We start from the raw sequence: 16,863 nt of genomic DNA, 5'->3' as shown, positions 1-16,863 counted from the left end.
GGTGGTGGTACGGGTCCGGTGGCGCGCTCGGGTACGGGGCCGCGCGGTGGTGCACGCGGGGCGGGGCCACGGCGGTCACCGCGCGACGAGCCGGACGCCCGCGCCCCGAGATGCGAACGGCCCCTGGGGCGCACAGATTGGAATTAGCCCGATCGGCCCAGGGGACCCCGTCCGGCGGATCGGCCCCATCGAAGGAGCGCACCATGACGAGTCATGTGAGCGGAGCCCGCCCGCACACCGCTGCGCGCGGTACCGAGGCGAGCGGTTTCGTCGGCGGTTGGACCATGTTCGCCGCCGTCATGATGATCTTCGGCGGACTCATGGCGATCTTCGCGGGCATCGCCGCCATTGCCCAGGACGACGTGTTCGTCCGTACGCCCAGCTACATCTTCCGCTTCAACCTCACGGGTTGGGGCTGGATCCACCTGCTGCTGGGCATCGTGATCCTCGTCGCGGGATTCGCCCTGCTGCAGGGAGCCATGTGGGCGAGGATCACCGGTGTCGCGTTGGCCGGCATGGGCATGTTCGCGAACTTCCTGTGGCTGCCGTACGCCCCCTTCTGGGCGCTCACGCTGATCGCGATAGACGCCTTCATCATCTGGGCCCTGTGCACACCACGCCGTTCCGAGGCTTGACGTCCCCGACGCCTGAACGCGTTGCACGACACCCACGGCCTCACGGCCCCCGCCGCGACGGCGGGGGCCGTGGCATGAGGCGCTCGGATCAGTTTCCGGTGCGGCGCCGGGCGAGCAACCAGCCGATGACCAGCCCCACCACCAGGGTCACGGTCAGCACCGCCCAGAGGGGCAGTGTGAGGGTGGGGATCCAGAGTTTGACGGCCACCGAAGCGGTGTTGGCCGCGATGAACCAGACCGCCAGCACGGCGAGCACGGCGATCCCGATCGTACGCATCCGCACGCTCCGGCCCCTGACGGTAACGGTCGAGGGGTCGTGCGGTCGAGACGTTCTCTGCTTCATGGTTCCAGTATCAGGTGTTCCAGGCGACGAGCACCGGTTGAGTACCATCACGCCGCATTTCGGACTGTTCGACCGGGGACCCGCGAGAAACGGGCCGGAACGGGGGAACAGGCGCGAGAAGGTTGAGCCGGAAACCACCATCAGCGCGGCACCCTTGCCGCCGGGCGGGCCGGTACGGCCTGGTCGGCGCGGCGTGGTGGGCACAACCACATTCACCCGGGTGGCGCAAGCCCACTCTCCGGCGGACGATGAAATCAAGGGGCACGGTTCGCGACGACCATCACCACTGCCATAGCGCATACGGGAGACGATGGAAATGGTCGAGAACATGATGAAAGGTCAAGAAACCGATCTGAGCACGCTACTGGAGCGGGCATCCAAGCGCAGCTCGACCATTCCGTTCGAGGGCTACGGAAAGGAGGACAGAAACGTTCCAGGAAATCTTCTGATTGTTGAATCAGCCACCACCGTCTACTCGTTCGCCAATTCCGACATCATGGAGAAGGAGCAGATCGGCGAGGACCGGATCAGGGTGTGGGTGCGCGCGGGATCCAACGCGTTCCGCATGAGCCGTATGTCCGCAGGGGAACCACAGTCCTCCTCCTTCACCGTCGCGATGGAGAACATCGCTCCTCCGACCGCTCCCGACCTTCCCGGAATGCCGAGACGGGCGAACGGATTCACGACGGTGGAGCAGATGGAACACCTCGCCCCGCCCGCTCCGCCCGACCTCCCGGGAATGCCGGAAAGCGGTCGCGCGAGCATCCAGCCCATGCCCCTTCCCACGACCTTCCCCCTGCCCACCACCCTGCCGCCCGCCTGGTTCACGCTGGCACCGCCGCTCTCCGCGGTGGGCAGTCACTGGGCGGCCTCGTGCATGGGCGGCGACACCTACGCGAACAATTGCGCCCACTATTTGTCGGATGCCTTCATGCGGGCGGGATACCTGGAGCTGTATCCGCCCAACGCGCACATCAACGCCCGGTGCGGCACCAGCGCCCTGCGCCCGATACGGGCCCGCGACATGTGGTCCTGGTTCCGGTCCAAGGCGACGACGACGAGTCACGCGCCGACCGCGGGCACCGGCTGGTGGGCGGTCTTCCAGCTCAAGGAGGCAGTCTACTGGGGCGGCCATGTGGCGCTGCTCGACTCCGACTCCTGGAGGTACTACGGGACCGGCTGGTACCCGAACTGGGACCAGTACCTCTACCAGTGGTAGCAGTGGTAGCCGGCACCGGGTGCGGCCGTCCGGCGAGCGACGCCCTCGGGAAGGTGTGCGCGTACGCCGTACGCGGTGGCCCTCCCCGCACCGGGGGTCGACCACCGCCGCACAGCGCGTGACCGAAGTGCACGGTTCGGGCGCTCGTGCAAGCCTGGAACCAGCCCATCGTCCGGTAGCCAGGCCAGGAGGCATGATCGTGGGCAAGAAGCAGACTCGACAGAACCGGGGAGCCCGTACCGGCGGCCATGAACGCAGTGCCGCCGCGGAGGCGAAGGAGCAGGCGAAGTCATCGGCCGCCGCCGGCACGGTGCACCCGGCCGCGGAGCAGGTCGCCCACAGGCAGCAGCGGAGGTTCGGCCACAACTGACTCCCGGTGAACGACGCAACGGGAGCGGCGCGGTGGCATCCGACGCCGGATGACGGCGGATGCCACCGTGCAGGCGCAGCCACGTCGCTCGGCGGGTCCGGCGACCGCGCGCCGCGGCTCAACGCCCCCTGGAGATCGAAGGTTCGAGCGCGTCGGCACCCCCCATGTGTTCGAGATCTCGCCGTTTCCGGCCGGTCGAACTTGCCTTCGATGGTGGTCACCGTGATGGGATGAGTCGATGCGACCCCCCACACGCATGTCCCCTCAGCCCCGCAATCCGTACGACGAGTTGGCACGACTGGCCGACCCCGAGCCCGACTTCGAAGACCGGAACTCGCCAGGCGCCGGCCGCACGACCGGGGGCTCCCCCACCCGGAACCGCTCGGGGGATCTCGGACCGGGCATCCCCTCGGACGACGATGCCGAGGAGTGGTCACCGCCCGACCACCGCGGCCGGAGCCGGTTCGCGGCCACCCCTGTGGTGCTGAAGCTGGCCGTCACGGCCGCGGTCGGTGCCGCCCTCCTCGGTGCTGCGGACCGGCTGGCCGTCGCCTACGTGGAGGAGAGGGCCGAGGACAGGATCCAGGAGTCCCTGCACCTCGCGGCCAGGCCCGAGGTCGAGATCGCCGGGTTCCCCTTCCTCACCCAGGTCCTCGGCAAACGGATCCGCGCGGCGGACGTCACCGTTCCCGACGTCGCCGCCGACAAGGTGTCCCTGGCCGAAGTACACGCCACGGCCACCGACATACGGATCGTCGGGGATCTGCCGACCGCGATCCAGGGCGCCGTCGTGGACCGCATGGACGGCGAGGTCCTGCTCTCCTTCGACGACCTCAACCGTGAACTCGGCGCCTCCCAGGTCCGGTTCACCGATTCCGGGCGCGGCAGCGTCCACATCGCCGGTTCCCTTCCGGTGGCGGGCCATGAAGTGAGCGTGCGGGCCGAGGCGCAGGTGGAGCGGGACGGCGACCGGGCCGTGTCGACCACCGTGGAGGACATGGTCCTGGATGTGCCGGGCCTCTTCACCTACCGGCCGGGGGCCGACCCCGCCCACTCCGGGCTGCATCTGCACCCCGAGGCCGCGCAGCGCATCAGCCGGGAAGCGGCCCGCGCCAAGGCACTCCTCTCGCTGCCCTCGATCGCACAGCGCCTGGGTCTGCCCGCCTCCCGGATCGACCTCGCCCTGCGGAGCGAGGAGGAGTTGAGCCGGCTCACGGGCTCGCCGCTCTTCCTGCGCCAGCTGATGAAGGTCAACCTGGTCGACCTCGTCATCGACCACCCGTGGCTGCTGGAGAAGGCGGGCATCGACCCGGAGACGGTCGGCGCCCTGCTGAAGCTGAGGCCCCCGGAGCTGTCCGACCGGCTGGCCCTCTCCTTCCGTCTGCCCAGCACCGCCGGGGACGTACGGCTGCGCGACGTCGTGGTCGAGCCCTCCGGGATCCGTGCCGATCTGACGGGCACCGGCCTCACCTTCGGCCAGGTGGCCGGGGGCCGGTAGGCCCGCCCGCGCCGGCCCGCGGAGCCACAGCGTCCCCGCGGGCCCGGCGGCCGCCGGCGTCCCACGGCTCTCCGTACCGTCCGCGGACGGTGACGAGGCCGCGGACGGTGACGAGGCCTATCAGCGGGGAGGCCCGGGGGGCGCCCCCCGGGAGAAGGCGGCGGATCACACCGCGGCCGGTCTTCGGGGCACCCGGCTGCTCCGCCGTTCCGGACCCGGCGACGGGCCACCGTCCCGGGTCCGCCCCTTCACATGCCCCGCGGCCCGGCGGGCGTGACACGCCGGTAGGCCGCGCGGGCGCGGGCGGCTCGGGCTGCCACCGTCCCGGCGAGGGCTCCGAGCAACAGGCAGACGAGCCGGCCGGGATCGTGGTCGGCCGCCCAGGACAGCTCACCCGCCGCAGGGGTGGCGAACCCGTTGAGGAACAGCCAGCAGACCATGGCGGTGCCGGGGGCGGCGGCGAAGCGCGCGCGTATCCCCAGCAGTGCCGCCAGGACGGTCATGGCGGCGAGGCCGGCCGGCGGCTCGGCCCGGGCGGCGACCGTGTTGAGCACGCCGACCAGGACCGCGGCCGTCATGAAGGCGGCGGCCCAGGTCACCATGGCCGGCACCGGAGCGGAGACGGGTCTGGCACCGGCACTCAGCATCCGCCACTCGACCGCCTCCCTCCCCCGGCGCGCGGGAGGGACCCCGTGTGCAGGCAAGCCCTTCGCCTCAGCGGCGCCCTGCTCCTTCCGCGCCCGGCGCCGGCCGTCCGCACTCCACCGCGTCACCTCGGAACACGGACCTCTCAGCTGCCGGTCGGCGCGACGTCCGCACGCTCGGCCTCGGGTACGGCGGTCGGTACCGGGCCGGCGGGACGGCGGGTGAACCGACTGACGATGGGCTCGGTCCAGCGGGCGGCTAGCGGCCCGGTGATGACCAGGATCAGGACGTACGCCGTGGCCAGCGGCCCGATCCGGGGCTCGACGCCGACCGCGAGGCCGGCGATGACGATGGAGAACTCGCCGCGGGCGACGAGGGTTCCGCCCGCGCGCCAGCGGCCTGCGGGCTTGATGCCCGCGCGGCGAGCCGCGTACCAGCCGGTGGCCACCTTCGTCAGAGTGGTGACGAAGGCGAGGAGCAGCGCGGGGACCAGGACGGGCGGGATGTCCGCGGGGTCCGTGGACAGTCCGAAGAAGACGAAGAAGACGGCGGCGAACAGGTCGCGCAGGGGTGTCAGAAGGCTGCTGGCCCCCTCCGCGACCTCTCCGGACAGGGCGATGCCGACGAGGAACGCGCCGACAGCGGCGGACACCTGGAGTTCCTGGGCGATCCCGGCGACGAGGAGCGTGAGACCGAGGACGACGAGGAGCAGCATCTCGGCGTTGTCGGAGGAGACCGCCTTGCTGATCAGCCGGCCGTGCCGCAGGGCGAGATAGAGGACGCCGCCGACGGTCCCGAGCGAGATCAGCAGGGTGATCGTGCCGCCGGCCAGGCTCACCCCGGCGAGCAGCGCGGTGAGGATCGGCAGGTACACCGCCATGGCCAGGTCCTCGATCACCAGCACACCGAGGACGACCGGGGTCTCGCGGTTGCCCAGGCGGCCGAGGTCTCCGAGGACCTTGGCGATGACGCCGGAGGAGGAGATCCAGGTGACGCCCGCCAGGGCGACGGCGGCCACCGGACCCCAGCCGAGGACCAGGGCCGCGGCCGCGCCCGGTACGGCGTTGAGGACGAAGTCGACGGCCCCGGAGGGGTACTGGGTCTTGAGGTTGGTGACGAGTTCGGAGGCGCTGTACTCCAGGCCGAGGAGGAGGAGCAGCAGGATGACGCCGATCTCCGCGCCGGTCGCCACGAAGTCCTCACTGGCCTGGAGCGGAATGATGCCCCCGTGTCCGAAGGCGAGCCCGGCGAGCAGGTAGAGGGGTATGGGCGAGAAGCCCACCCGTCCGGCGAGGCGGCCCAGGAGGCCCAGGGCGAGAATGATCGACCCGAGTTCGATGAGCATGGCAGTCGTGTCGTGCACGGGCGTCTATCCTCCGGTGATCAGTTCGGCGACGGCGTCGACGCCTTCTCGGGTACCGACGACGACGAGGGTGTCGCCGATGGCGAAGCGGAAGTCGGGTGTGGGGGACGGGACCGCGGCGGTGCGGCGCAGCACGGCGACGACGGAGGCTCCGGTGCGGGTCCGCGCCCGCGTCGAGCCGAGGGTGCGGCCTGCGTACGGCGACCTCTTGGTGACCGGGATGTGCTCGGTGACCAGGTCGATCTCGATGTGCTGGTGCAGGTGCGCCACGGGGTCGGGGGTCAGCAGTTCGGCCAGTGCGGTCGACTCGTGCGGTTCGAGCGCCGCCGATTCCCGGCAGTTGTCGTCGTCGTCCGGGTCGTGGAAGGCGAGGATGCGCCGGCCGTCCTGGTGGACGACGACGGAGAGGTGCCGGCCGGCCTCCGTCTCCAGGTCGTAGCGGGTGCCGACGCCGGGCAGGGCGGTCTTGCGGGTGTGAGCCGTGGGCTCCATGGTGTGCTCCAAAGGAACGCGGGTGCGGACGTGCGGGTACCAGTGTCGGCGTTCGTGACGCGGCCACGGCCGGACGCGCACCGGTCCCTCATCCGCGGTCCCGCCGTCAACCGATCGGCCCCGCGCAACCTTTGCGCGCGGTTGCCGGTCACCGGGCCTATGCCGGTCGGGGCCGGCGGTCGGTGGACGGCGGTCGGCGGTCGGCGGTCGGCGGTCGGCGGTCGGCGGTCGGCAGGAGGCAAGGCACCCGGGACACCCCGGACGTGTCAGACGCGTTGACCCCTGAGGGGGGTGCCGTCGGTATCAGGCACGCTGTCGCGCGCGGCGTTGTCGACCCGTACGGCCCGGGAGGCCGGCGATGCCGCGCGACGGCACACGGCGCCGGCGACGCGCGGGAGCCGGGCGTGGACGTGTCGATCCATGTCCCGTCCTCCCTGGGGTGATGGCCGTCGGCCGCGAGGCCACGAATGAGCGCTGTCTGCTCGATGAAGCGTAATGGCTCGGTAAAGAATCTTAGCGCAGGACAATAGTCATGATTGATGAACAGTCATGCCAATCAGCGCAAAGCGACGTCCGGATTCCGGGGACGAGTTCACTCACCACCGATCGGGACGAGCCGGTGCGCGATCGTGCGCCGGCGGCCCGCCCGTTCGACGCCGTCGCCGGCCTCCGCGCGGCGTGATGGCGGCCCGCCCGTTCGGAGCGGTGCCCGCGCCGGTCGGCGAAGGCGCGCTCCCGGCCCGGTGCACGGGCCGCACGGTTCGCCGCGCACGTCGGCGCAGCGGGCCTCTGAGCGCCTCTCGTCCCCCTGTACCCGTTCAGCGGCTTCTTGTCGGTCCGCGTCGTTGATCAATATGGGATGTCGACCGAGCGCGAGGTACCGATGGACCGGCAACAGCAGACATCGCGGCACCCGAGCACAGCCCCCGCGCGGCCATGGGGGCTGCGCCCGCCCGTGGCGTGTCTGCTCGTCCTGGTGGCGCTGCTGTCCATCGGGGTGCGCCAGCTGGACGGGGGCCTCGGCAGGATCGAGGCCCCCGGTCATCCGTCCGCGACGCCGAGCGGCCTGTTCACCCTCGCCGCCTGGTCCTCGGACGCGCGCGACGACGCGCGCACGGCCTGGTGCGTCTGGTTCCAGGCCCTGCCCGACGCGGAGGAACAGCGCCTCCCCCAGGGCACGGCGTCGGATCCGGGACCCGACGAACGGGTGACCTCGTGTGTCGAGGCCTTCGGCGTCGCCCCGGACCGGGAGTTCGTCATGCGATCCGGCGCGGCGCAGCCACGGCTGCTGCTGCGCTGGCTGGCCGGGCTCGACATCCTGTTCGTCCTCGGTTGCGCCTTCCTGCTCCACCGCGCGCTGACCGTCCTCGCCGCCCGGATCCCGGTGGACGCGCCGGTCGAGGAGAGTCCCTCGGAAGCCGCGCTGCGCTGGTCCGTCGGCAGACGCCTGCGGTGGGCCCTGATCGGACCTCTGGTCGTCGCCGGAGTCGTCGAGGGCGCGTGCCGGTTCTCGCTGTCCCTCGGCGCTCCGGCCCCGCGCTCCATCGACGTCCTCAACCGGGTCGCGGGCCTGGCCGCGGTGGCCGAGTGGATCCTGGCGTCCGTCATCGCGCTGTTCCTGGTGCTGCTGGTGGTCCAGACCTGGAGGCCCCCGGTGAACTGGTGGGAGGACGTCAAGATCCTGCGGTTGCAGATCGCCGTCTCGGTCCTCCTGCTGCTGGTGCTCACCGGCGTGGGTACGGACCAGATGCAGGACGCCCTCCTGGGGGTGCTGGACCACTGGCACACCGCGGTCGGGACACTGGCGGCGGTCGCGGTCCTGGCGCTGCTGCTGTGGCGCAGTGTCCACCGGACCGCCCTGACGGACGACGCGGGGCTCGATCCGGTCCCCGTTCTGTGGATCGCGGCCCCGGGCGTCGTGTGTCTCGGGTTCGGGGCGTTCTTCTGGCGCAACCTCCTGGGGCTGGGGGCGGTGCTCGTCGCCGTGGCCGTCCTGTCGTGGATCGCCGGTGCGCCGGCGGCGTTCGTCCACCGGAGGGACGAGCTCGGGCGGGGCGCGGCCAGGGCGGCGGCGGACGAGCGGGCCCGGCTGATCGGGGCTCCCCGCCTGTACCGGCTCGGGGCCGCCGCCCGGCTGCTCGCCGCCCTGCCGTTGCTGGTCCTGGGGGTGTTCGCGGTCCGCTCCGCGACCGCGACGGCGGTGGCCGGTCCCGGTCGCCGCTGGGCGCTCGCGGTCGTCCTCGCCGGAACGGCCGTCGCCCTGTCCTCGGTGGCGGTCCCCTACGCACTGCGCCGGGCGGAGCGCAGGAACCGCTGGTGGGCGCTGTCTCCGGCGGACGGCGGCGGACACGGTCTCTATGCCGCGCTCACGGCTGTCTGTCTGTTCCTCGCCTTCGTGACGGTCACGTCCCTGACGGACGACGACCCCGGCAGCGTCGCCGCCCTGATGGGCCCGGTGGCCGTCGCGGCCATCTTCCTCGGTCTCGTCCTGGTACTTCTGAACGAGGCGCAGCGCTGGTCGGAGCGGGCCACCCCGGTCGCGGGTTTCCGGGTGCTGCGCCTCTCCCGGACCCCGGTGTTCGCCCTGATCCTCGTCTGGTTCCTCGCCGCGTCGGCCTTCGACACCGGCGGGCACCACGCCGTCCGGGTCGACAGCGGCGGAAGGCCGCTGGCGGACGGGGACGGGGACTTCCTGGCCGATCGGTTCGAGCGGTGGGCCGCCGCCAACTGCGCCATCGCGGGGTCCGGCGTCGACGCGGCCGGCGGCGCGCGGGACGAGGAGCCCGTCCCCCTGGTGATCGTGGCGGCTTCGGGCGGTGGCATCCGCGCCGCCTACTGGACGGGCGGGGTACTGGACAGGCTGTTCCCCCCGGGGCCGGCCGGGACGGCCGGTGCTTCCGGCTGCCCGCCGGACAGGCGTGCGCCGGTGTTCGCCGTGAGCGGCATCTCGGGCGGCAGCCTGGGCGCCGTGTCATGGCTCTCGCGTACGGGGCCGCCGTCCGGGGTGCCGAAGGGACCGCGCGACGACCACAAGTCGGTCTTCGGGGCCGACCACCTCTCCCCGGCGGTGGCGTGGATGGTCTTCGTCGACCTGCCCCGCGCCTTCATCGGGTTCCCCGGGAAGGACCGGGCGGCCGTGCTGGAACAGTCCTGGGAGAACAGGCAGGAAGCTCTCAAGGACCCCTTCTACGCTTCGTGGCTCGCCACCCCGCAGCCCCCTCCCGCAGCCAGGAGCTGGACACCGCTCGCCCTGCTCAACGGCACCGCGGTCGAAAGCGGCTGCCGGGTGCTGACCTCCCCGGTCCAGGCCGGCGCCTTCGACCGGCCGGCCGGGGCGCTCTCCTGCACCCGGCGTCCGGAGGACGCCCTCGGGAGCCAGGACGGCCCGGGCGCCCCGACCCTCATCGACCTGCGCGGTTCCTTCCTCTGCGGCGACCAGGACGTGAAGCGGTCCACCGCCGCGCTGCTGTCGGCGCGCTTCCCGTACATCACGCCCTCCGGAAGGCTCAGCGGCTCCCGCTGCCCGGACGAGGGCAACAGGGGAGGCCACCTGTCCGTGGTCGACGGCGGATACGTGGAAGCCACCGGCAGTCTGACCGCCTTCGACCTCCACGGCCTGCTCCGCCCGCTCGTGGACTGCCACAACGCGGGCGGCACGTTCACCGCCGGCCGCTGCGTCCCGGGGAACGCCGCCGGGCGCCGCCGGATCCGGCCGGTCCTCGTGCAGATCGACAACGGCTACAACAGCGTGGCCACCCGGTCGTCACCGGGACGGCCCAGTGAACTCCTCGTCCCCGTGCAGGGGTTGAGCGGGGTGTCGGGCACGAAGGACGCGACCGCCCGGCAACGCGCGTTCGGCGCCTTCGGCTGCGAGAACTACCTCCGCTTCGCCAACGTGCGCGGTCCGGGGGCCCAGGCGCCCCTCGGGTGGGTGATGTCGCTCAGCGCCCAGGCCGACCTGGACCGGCAACTGCGGCAGCAGCGGGACGGCCCGGGGGCCGCCGCCCTGACCCTTGAGGGCCAGCTCGCCCACGCGGCCGCCCGCTGCGCCGGACGGTGACGCGGGCCGGCGCCCGCGGACCCGGCACCCGGCCGTGCGGCCGGGGTACGCGGAGGGCGTTCACCGGCGTCCGGCACGCACCCCGGCACCCGGCCGGTACGGCACCGCGGGCCACGTGCCGCGCGGGGACGTCACTGCCCCCGCGCCCTCAGCCGCCGGAGGCGACGGCGGCGGCATCCGCCGACGCGGCCGGCCGTACGATCCGCACCGGGGCGTACCCCTGCGACGCGGACGGCGCGATGACCCCCTCCTTCCGCCCGGCCCACTCGAACGCGGCCAGGACCCGCTCCAGTTGCCCATCGGTGTGCCCGGCCGTCAGCGTCACACGCAACACCTCCTGGCCGGCCCTGACGCCGGGGTACGTCATGGGCGCGGTGAACACCCCCGCCGCCTCCAGCTGCCGCCACATGCGCAGGCACCGCTCGCGTCCCCTGACCAGGACCGGCACCACCGGGGTGACGGACGCGCCGGTGGTGTAGCCGAGCGCCCGCAGGCCGTTGTGGAGCCGTTCGGCGAGATCCAGGACCCGGGCGCGCCGCTGCGGCTCGGCCTGCAGGATCCTCAGGGCGGCGAGCGCGGCGGCGACGTTGGCCGGGGACGCCGCCGCGGTGAACAGGGCCGTGCGCGAGTGGAAGCGCAGGTAGTGGATCACTTCGGCGGGTCCGGCGATCACTCCGCCCACCGAGGCCAGACTCTTGGACAGGGCGCTGGTGACGATGTCGGGGCGCAGCCCGAAGTGCTCCCCCACCCCCGCCCCGGTCGGTCCGAGCACACCCAGGTCGTGGGAGCTGTCCACGACGACCCGTGCGCCGTGGGCGGACGCCAGTTCCATGATTCCCGGCAGGTCGCAGATGTCGCCGTCCACCGAGAAGATTCCGTCCGTGAGGATGACTTTCCCCGCGCTCCCGTCAGCGGCGTGAAGCAATTCCCCCAGATGTTCGACATTCCCGTGCAGGAACTTGCGCTGCTCCGCCTGACCGAGATTGACGGCCTCATCCAACGAGACATGATTGGAAAAGTCACCGAAGACGAGATCATCCGGCCCCAGCAGCGGGGCCAGCATCAAATTCGCCTGGAATCCGGACGGGAGTACGACAGCCGCCTCCTGCCCCAGGAACACCGCCAGTGCGCTCTCCAGCTCCTCGTGCAGCTCCAGGGAACCGCTCACGGCACGCGATCCGCCCAGCGAGGTGCCGAAACGGCCCACCGCCTCCGCAGCGGCCGCCCGCACCCTGGGATCCGCCGAAAGCCCCAGGTAGTCGTGGGTGGCGGCCATGATCACCCGCCTGCCGCCGAACTCGACCTCGGTGCCGTCGAACGTGTCCCCGATCGCCCGGTAGTAGCAGTCCCGCCCGGTCTGCCGCAGATGCTCCGCGGTCCACGACCGGCACCTTTCCAGAATGTCCATGCGCACGTTCTCCAGGTTCGCTCGCACCCCGGCCGATGCCCCGATCGGCCGCTTTCAAGAGCCGCCCAATATGTCATCACGGAGCACCCGGGGACAGCTCACCCGGGGAATCGGTCTCTCCCCGATGGATGGTACTTTGGCGCCTTCCGCACCCGACGACCCATGGAGAAACAGTGTCATATGATGAACTGAAAAGCGTCATGATTTCTCTTGGAATTCCGGAGGACGACATCAGTCCGGACGCGACACGCGAGGAAGCCGGTCTGGACTCCATCGCGGTCGTCGAACTGGCGCTGGTCCTCCGCCGCGAGAAGGGGCTGGCGGTGACGGAGGAGGAGATCGGCGCCGCGGCCACCGTCGCGGACGTCGCCGCTCTCGTCGCGTCCCGGTGACCCTCCACATGACCGGCCGCGACGTGTGTGTCACGGGCATCGGCATGATGACCCCGGCCGGCGACGGATGGGCCGCCGGCTGGGAACGTGTGTGCAAGGCGCTGCCGACGGCGGTATTCGAACAGGAGATGCCCCCCACTCCGGCCCATCTGGCCTGCCGGGTGGCCCCCTTCGATCCGTCCCGGCTCGGCCAGGCACGGGCGCGCAAGCCCGACCGGTGCGCGCAGCTGGCGCTGCTCGCCGCCCGCGACGCCCTGGTCGACGCCGGCCTGGAACCGTCACGCTGGGACGGAGCCCGGGTCGCGGTGGTCGTGGGCTGCGGAAGCGGCGGGTCCGGCACGCTGGAGACCGAGCACCGGGCCATGCTGGCCTCCGGGCCGCAGGACATGTCGCCGTTCGCCGTACCGACCTCGCTGAGCAACTCCATGGCCGCCCAGCTGACCATCGAGTTCGGCGCCACGGGCCCCAGCCACACGGTCAACACCGCCTGCGCGTCGGGCGCGACGGCCATCGGCACGGCGATGGATCTGCTGGCCCTGGACCGCTGCGACATCGCCCTGGCCGGCGGCGCCGACGCCGCCATCACTCCGTTCTACGTCGCGGGATACGACCGGATCGGCGCACTGTCGCACCGCTTCGCCGACCCGGCCGGGGCGCTGCGCCCGTTCGACCGGCAGCGGGACGGCTTCGTGCTCGGGGAGGGGGCCGGGATGCTGGTCCTGGAACGCGCCGCCGACGCGCGTGCCCGAGGAGCCCGGGCGCGCGCCCGGATCAGGGGGTACGGGGCCTCGTCGGACGCCCACCACGTGGTGAAGCCCCGCCCGGACGGTTCGGGACTCAAGGCGGCCGTCCGGGAGGCACTCGCGCAAGCCGGTGCCTCCGTGCGGGACGTCTCGCACATCAACGCCCATGGCACCGGCACCCCCGTCGGCGACCGGGCCGAGGCCGCCGCCCTGGCCTCGCTGTTCCCGCACCACCCGCCGGTGACCGCAACCAAGCCGGTGACCGGTCATCTGCTGGGCGCGGCGGGCGCCGTGGAAGCGGCGCTGACCGTACTCACGGTGGAGCAGGGCCTCGTCCCGCCCACCGCCAACCTGGAGGAGCTCGACCCGGCGGTCGACCTCCACATCCCGACCGAGTGCCGGCCGGGGAGACTAGGGCTGGCGCTCTCCATGTCCACGGGTTTCGGCGGGCAGAACGCCGTACTCGCCATCAGCCCCGACTGACCGCCCCTCCCCCGGCCCCGTCCGGGCGCCCACCGGCTGCGCGGCCCCGGCCTCCGTGTCCGCGGCGGCGGGGCGGTCCGCCCCGGGGCCGGCGGTGGTGAAGTCGTCGGCCAGGCCGGGCAGCGCCAGAAGCCTTCGGGGGGTGTGCCGCAGCAGACCCGCCAGGAGCTTGTAGCGGAGACTCGGTACGCAGGTGACGGGCGGACGGCGGCGGTGGATGGCCCGTACCGCCCGCTCGGCGACGTACGGCGAAGCGAGCGTGAGCAGGGGCGGCGACGGGGGGATCCCCGCGCGCTCGTGGAACTGCGAGGTGGTGTGGCCCAGCACCAGGGCGGTCAGGGCGACCGGGGAGGCGCGGAGGAGACGCGTGTAGGCGAGCGACTCGGTCAGCGCCAGACCGAACGCCTTCGCGGCCCCGTAGGAGGTGCCCTGCCACACGGGCCCCGCGGCGGCCACCGAGGACACGTTGAGGATGCGGCCGTCGCCGCGCCGGAGCATCGCGGGAAGCGCGGCATGGATGAGCCGGGCCGGTGCGACGACGTTGAGGTCGAGCATGCGCTGCTCGTCCGCCCATCGCGTACGCTCGAACGATCTGCCCAGACCCGCTCCGGCGTTGTTGACCAGGATGTCGGCCCCGTACGCGGCCGAGGCCACCCGCTCCAGATCGGCGCCGTCCGTCAGGTCGGCCGGCAGCGTACGCGCCCGGACCCCCCGGACGGCGGCGAGATCGGCTGCGAGCCGGTCCAGGGATTCGGCGCCGCGCGCCACGAGGATCAGGTCGTGACCGCGTGCGGCGAGGGCGCGTGCGATGTCGGCGCCGATGCCGTAACTGGCGCCGGTGACCAGGGCGGTTCCCATCTCTGTCTCCTTCGTACGGTGGCCGACGGCTCGCTGCTGCCCCTGCCTCATCCCGTGGGCACGCGTGGGGGTGTCTCCGCGGCGGTGGTTGCCTCCCGCCACAGCCGCTCGACGGCCGCCGCCCACAGCGTGGCGAGCCCATCGGCGTCGGCCAGCGCACGGTCGATGGTCAAGCTCACGAGGGCCTGCCCCCGGTAGGAGAGGAAGGAGACGGCGAAGGGCTGCTCTCCGTGCAGGAACAGGGTGGGTACCACGACCTCGATCGGGTCGTCGCCCATCGCCAGCCGTCCGGGCACACGGACGAGTCCGGAAGTGTCCAGCCCGCTGCGCACGTTCGCGGCCTGCAGGGCGAAGCGGTAGAGGAGCCACTCCGGAAGACGCGTCTGCGCCCGCAGTACCCGGCGCATCCCGTCGGTCCTGATGCGCCGGGTGGCGCGCGCGATGGCCGCCACGCGTTCCGTGGAGGAGTCGGCCCAGAAGGAGAGCGGGATGCGCACGGCCGAGACCCTGTTGCCCACCGAGTACCGCTCCTCCGGGTAGCGGAGGGTGACGGGCATGCCCACGTGCAGGTCCCTGCGCCCCCGGCCGGCCGGCCGGTCCTCGGGGAGCCAGGTCCGCAGGGCCTCCGCCAGAGCCGCCAGGCAGATGTCGTTGGGTGTGGCTCCGAGCACCCGCGCGGTCTCGCGCAGCCAGGGCAGGGGCACCGACGCCGAGACGATCCGCGCCTGCCCCGTCAGTGGCCGGCCCTTCGACCAGGTCATCGTGGACCTGAGTCCGCGAGCGAGATCGACCATGTTCCGGCCGATCGCGCGCGCCGGGATCCGGCTCCTCCAAGGGCGGCGGACGGGCGGCGTGACGACGGCCCGGCGCGGCGCGACCGGCGGGCCCGCGCCGAAGAGTGTCGTCACCGCGTCGAGCAGGGCCTGCCCGTCCTGCGCCGCGTGGTGGGCGCGGTAGAAGAGCACGTACTCACCGCCGGAGTAGCCGTGGATGAGCCAGACGCCCCAGCGCGGCGCGTCCTCCGCCATCGGTTCGCACAGCAGCGCTTCCACGGTTTGGTCGGGGGAGGTGACACCGTCCGGGAGGAGGATCTCGTGCACATGGCGCCCTGGATCGAAGTCCGGATCGACGTCCCAGACGGTGCGCCGCCCCTGCTTGGAGACCCTGCAGACCAGGCTCGGCATCCGGTCGATGCGGCCGGCGATCTGCTCCCGCACGTCGCTCAGCTTCGGGGCCGTACCGGTCGCGTGCAGCACCGCGCCGATGTAGGGGTGGACGCCGGAATGCTCCTGTTCGTAGGTGAGGAAACAGCCGTCGACCGGATTCGGGCAGTGGGTCATCGCGATCACCAGGGACAGGGCGGGGCCGCACGACGGCGCCCCGCGCGGGCAGATGAGTACTCAGGAGGAGTCCGCAGATCGGCTGCGTGTGGCGTGACCAACGGGAAGTACGGCGAGAAGGTCACGCTCAGCCCCGGATTCGGCGCCCGTGGCCGAGGGGTTCCCCGGGCATCGGGCCAGGGAGAGCAGCGATCGGGAAGCAGTACCCTTCCGTCCCATGGCCGAGATCGCACCGCACACGGATACGTCACCCGCTCGTCCGGCTCTGCTGTGGGGCGTCTCCGCCGCCTCACTGGCGATCTTCCTCCTGACGTGGGCGGCGGCCTGGGTGAAGGCGTACGTCGTCAATGACGATCTGCCCAACTTCTGCGGCCGGGTGGTCAGGGGGAGCTTTCCGCCGGAGGTGGCCTGCGTGTCCGCGAACGGGACGGTCACCGGAGGGAACGCCGGGTGGGTCGATGCCCTGTTCTTCACCTCGCTCGCGGTCTGCGTGGTGCCCGCGCTCCTCGCGTCGGCGATCACCGCGATCGTCCGGCGGCGATGACACGGCCGTGGAGCCGGGGCATCCGCCCGGGGCCGTGCGGGGCTATCGGGGCATGTCGGCCAGGATCGTCTTGCCCTGGGGCCCCACGGTCACGGTGACGGCCCTGGCCAGGTTCTGGACCATGGGCCAGCCGAAACCGCCGGTGCCGCCCGCGAGGTCGGGGACACGCTGCCGGGGCAGTCGCGGATCCGTGTCCGCCACGCCCACCGTGATCGCGTCCGGCCGGGCACGCAGCTGCAGCGCGCAGGAGGCGCTCCGTGCGTGACGCACGACGTTGGTGACGAGTTCGGACACGACGAGTTCGACGCTCGCCGCGGACTGGGCGTCCATGGAGGGCCTGAGCCGGTCGAGGAATGCGCGCGCGAGATCCCGTGCGTGCGCGACGATCTCGGGTCGGCTGTCGAAGACCGCGCGGTCCGACGGTTCGGCCTCCTGTCGCGGGTCGTGTGTCCGCATGAGCCCCTCCTCCG

The 16,863-nt window shown here is 72.3% G+C and carries 17 protein-coding genes; 9 read left to right on the top strand and 8 right to left on the bottom strand.

Annotated elements, in window-relative coordinates; genetic code table 11:
- Positions 1 to 203: 203 nt before the first annotated feature.
- On the top strand, positions 204 to 635 hold the full coding sequence (locus PUR26_RS06475; RefSeq protein WP_329870066.1) for a DUF7144 family membrane protein: 432 nt from the start codon (positions 204 to 206) through the stop codon (positions 633 to 635).
- Positions 636 to 723: 88 nt separating this feature from the next.
- Here the strand turns inward: PUR26_RS06475 and PUR26_RS06470 are convergent, their stop codons facing one another.
- Positions 724 to 912 carry a LapA family protein gene (locus tag PUR26_RS06470; protein WP_329870064.1) on the bottom strand — a complete coding sequence of 63 codons (189 nt, stop codon included), beginning with the start codon at positions 910 to 912 and terminating at the stop codon, positions 724 to 726.
- A gap of 394 nt (positions 913 to 1,306) precedes the next feature.
- On the opposite strand from PUR26_RS06470, the gene PUR26_RS06465 reads away from it, so the two are divergent.
- The 3 genes from PUR26_RS06465 (at position 1,307) to PUR26_RS06455 (ending at position 4,065) form a co-directional block, all read left to right on the top strand.
- A complete protein-coding gene (locus PUR26_RS06465; RefSeq protein WP_329870062.1) occupies positions 1,307 to 2,197 on the top strand; it encodes a hypothetical protein in 891 nt (296 codons plus the stop codon).
- A gap of 193 nt (positions 2,198 to 2,390) precedes the next feature.
- On the top strand, positions 2,391 to 2,567 hold the full coding sequence (locus PUR26_RS06460) for a hypothetical protein (protein WP_329870059.1): 177 nt from the start codon (positions 2,391 to 2,393) through the stop codon (positions 2,565 to 2,567).
- A gap of 256 nt (positions 2,568 to 2,823) precedes the next feature.
- Positions 2,824 to 4,065 (top strand): DUF2993 domain-containing protein, encoded by a 1,242-nt coding sequence (locus PUR26_RS06455; protein ID WP_329870058.1) that lies wholly within the window; start codon positions 2,824 to 2,826, stop codon positions 4,063 to 4,065.
- 248 nt (positions 4,066 to 4,313) lie between these two features.
- On the opposite strand, the gene PUR26_RS06450 is transcribed toward PUR26_RS06455, so the two are convergent.
- From PUR26_RS06450 to PUR26_RS06440, 3 genes are all read right to left on the bottom strand, one after another.
- A complete protein-coding gene (locus PUR26_RS06450) occupies positions 4,314 to 4,667 on the bottom strand; it encodes a hypothetical protein (RefSeq protein WP_329870056.1) in 354 nt (117 codons plus the stop codon).
- Between the two features lie 188 nt (positions 4,668 to 4,855).
- A complete protein-coding gene (locus PUR26_RS06445; RefSeq protein WP_329870054.1) occupies positions 4,856 to 6,073 on the bottom strand; it encodes a cation:proton antiporter in 1,218 nt (405 codons plus the stop codon).
- Positions 6,074 to 6,079: 6 nt separating this feature from the next.
- Complete coding sequence (locus PUR26_RS06440) at positions 6,080 to 6,565, bottom strand: cation:proton antiporter regulatory subunit (protein WP_329870052.1); 486 nt, start codon at positions 6,563 to 6,565, stop codon at positions 6,080 to 6,082.
- Between the two features lie 532 nt (positions 6,566 to 7,097).
- Between PUR26_RS06440 and PUR26_RS06435 the strand changes: the two genes are divergently transcribed.
- Entirely contained in the window at positions 7,098 to 7,247 is a 150-nt protein-coding gene (locus tag PUR26_RS06435; RefSeq protein WP_329870050.1) for a hypothetical protein, read from the top strand.
- A gap of 177 nt (positions 7,248 to 7,424) precedes the next feature.
- On the top strand, positions 7,425 to 10,625 hold the full coding sequence (locus PUR26_RS06430) for a hypothetical protein (protein ID WP_329870048.1): 3,201 nt from the start codon (positions 7,425 to 7,427) through the stop codon (positions 10,623 to 10,625).
- A gap of 148 nt (positions 10,626 to 10,773) precedes the next feature.
- Here PUR26_RS06430 and PUR26_RS06425 read toward each other — a convergent pair whose 3' ends face one another.
- Positions 10,774 to 12,033, bottom strand: a complete 1,260-nt coding sequence (locus PUR26_RS06425; RefSeq protein WP_329870047.1) for an aminotransferase class I/II-fold pyridoxal phosphate-dependent enzyme — start codon at positions 12,031 to 12,033, stop codon at positions 10,774 to 10,776.
- Positions 12,034 to 12,233: 200 nt separating this feature from the next.
- Between PUR26_RS06425 and PUR26_RS06420 the strand changes: the two genes are divergently transcribed.
- Positions 12,234 to 12,425, top strand: coding sequence for an acyl carrier protein (locus PUR26_RS06420; RefSeq protein WP_329870045.1), 192 nt, complete (start codon positions 12,234 to 12,236; stop codon positions 12,423 to 12,425).
- An 8-nt stretch (positions 12,426 to 12,433) separates the two neighbouring features.
- Positions 12,434 to 13,651 (top strand): beta-ketoacyl-[acyl-carrier-protein] synthase family protein, encoded by a 1,218-nt coding sequence (locus PUR26_RS06415; RefSeq protein WP_329870043.1) that lies wholly within the window; start codon positions 12,434 to 12,436, stop codon positions 13,649 to 13,651.
- On the opposite strand, the gene PUR26_RS06410 is transcribed toward PUR26_RS06415, so the two are convergent.
- Together PUR26_RS06410 and PUR26_RS06405 are read right to left on the bottom strand one after the other, a co-directional pair.
- Positions 13,580 to 14,509, bottom strand: a complete 930-nt coding sequence (locus PUR26_RS06410; protein ID WP_329870042.1) for an SDR family NAD(P)-dependent oxidoreductase — start codon at positions 14,507 to 14,509, stop codon at positions 13,580 to 13,582. The two genes, PUR26_RS06415 and PUR26_RS06410, sit on opposite strands and share 72 nt — an antisense overlap.
- Before the next feature lie 47 nt (positions 14,510 to 14,556).
- A complete protein-coding gene (locus tag PUR26_RS06405; RefSeq protein WP_329870040.1) occupies positions 14,557 to 15,849 on the bottom strand; it encodes a wax ester/triacylglycerol synthase domain-containing protein in 1,293 nt (430 codons plus the stop codon).
- A 217-nt stretch (positions 15,850 to 16,066) separates the two neighbouring features.
- Between PUR26_RS06405 and PUR26_RS06400 the strand changes: the two genes are divergently transcribed.
- Entirely contained in the window at positions 16,067 to 16,393 is a 327-nt protein-coding gene (locus PUR26_RS06400; RefSeq protein ID WP_329870039.1) for a hypothetical protein, read from the top strand.
- A 42-nt stretch (positions 16,394 to 16,435) separates the two neighbouring features.
- Here PUR26_RS06400 and PUR26_RS06395 read toward each other — a convergent pair whose 3' ends face one another.
- Positions 16,436 to 16,849 (bottom strand): ATP-binding protein, encoded by a 414-nt coding sequence (locus tag PUR26_RS06395; protein WP_329870037.1) that lies wholly within the window; start codon positions 16,847 to 16,849, stop codon positions 16,436 to 16,438.
- Positions 16,850 to 16,863: the final 14 nt, after the last annotated feature.

Source organism: Streptomyces sp. SP18CS02 (assembly GCF_036322365.1).
In the GTDB taxonomy this organism is placed as follows: domain Bacteria; phylum Actinomycetota; class Actinomycetes; order Streptomycetales; family Streptomycetaceae; genus Streptomyces.
This window is presented reverse-complemented; position numbering and strand designations above follow the sequence as displayed.

Bases quoted from the DNA above. Each gene is read 5' to 3' on its own strand.
- PUR26_RS06435 (WP_329870050.1), top strand. From the start codon at position 7,098: ATGATTGATGAACAGTCATGCCAATCAGCGCAAAGCGACGTCCGGATT.
- PUR26_RS06420 (WP_329870045.1), top strand. From the start codon at position 12,234: ATGATTTCTCTTGGAATTCCGGAGGACGACATCAGTCCGGACGCGACA.
- PUR26_RS06450 (WP_329870056.1), bottom strand. From the start codon at position 4,667: ATGGTGACCTGGGCCGCCGCCTTCATGACGGCCGCGGTCCTGGTCGGC.
- PUR26_RS06400 (WP_329870039.1), top strand. From the start codon at position 16,067: ATGGCCGAGATCGCACCGCACACGGATACGTCACCCGCTCGTCCGGCT.
- PUR26_RS06440 (WP_329870052.1), bottom strand. From the start codon at position 6,565: ATGGAGCCCACGGCTCACACCCGCAAGACCGCCCTGCCCGGCGTCGGC.
- PUR26_RS06430 (WP_329870048.1), top strand. From the start codon at position 7,425: ATGTCGACCGAGCGCGAGGTACCGATGGACCGGCAACAGCAGACATCG.
- PUR26_RS06475 (WP_329870066.1), top strand. From the start codon at position 204: ATGACGAGTCATGTGAGCGGAGCCCGCCCGCACACCGCTGCGCGCGGT.
- PUR26_RS06455 (WP_329870058.1), top strand. From the start codon at position 2,824: ATGTCCCCTCAGCCCCGCAATCCGTACGACGAGTTGGCACGACTGGCC.
- PUR26_RS06415 (WP_329870043.1), top strand. From the start codon at position 12,434: ATGACCGGCCGCGACGTGTGTGTCACGGGCATCGGCATGATGACCCCG.
- PUR26_RS06425 (WP_329870047.1), bottom strand. From the start codon at position 12,033: ATGGACATTCTGGAAAGGTGCCGGTCGTGGACCGCGGAGCATCTGCGG.
- PUR26_RS06410 (WP_329870042.1), bottom strand. From the start codon at position 14,509: ATGGGAACCGCCCTGGTCACCGGCGCCAGTTACGGCATCGGCGCCGAC.
- PUR26_RS06470 (WP_329870064.1), bottom strand. From the start codon at position 912: ATGCGTACGATCGGGATCGCCGTGCTCGCCGTGCTGGCGGTCTGGTTC.
- PUR26_RS06465 (WP_329870062.1), top strand. From the start codon at position 1,307: ATGATGAAAGGTCAAGAAACCGATCTGAGCACGCTACTGGAGCGGGCA.
- PUR26_RS06460 (WP_329870059.1), top strand. From the start codon at position 2,391: ATGATCGTGGGCAAGAAGCAGACTCGACAGAACCGGGGAGCCCGTACC.
- PUR26_RS06405 (WP_329870040.1), bottom strand. From the start codon at position 15,849: ATGACCCACTGCCCGAATCCGGTCGACGGCTGTTTCCTCACCTACGAA.
- PUR26_RS06395 (WP_329870037.1), bottom strand. From the start codon at position 16,849: ATGCGGACACACGACCCGCGACAGGAGGCCGAACCGTCGGACCGCGCG.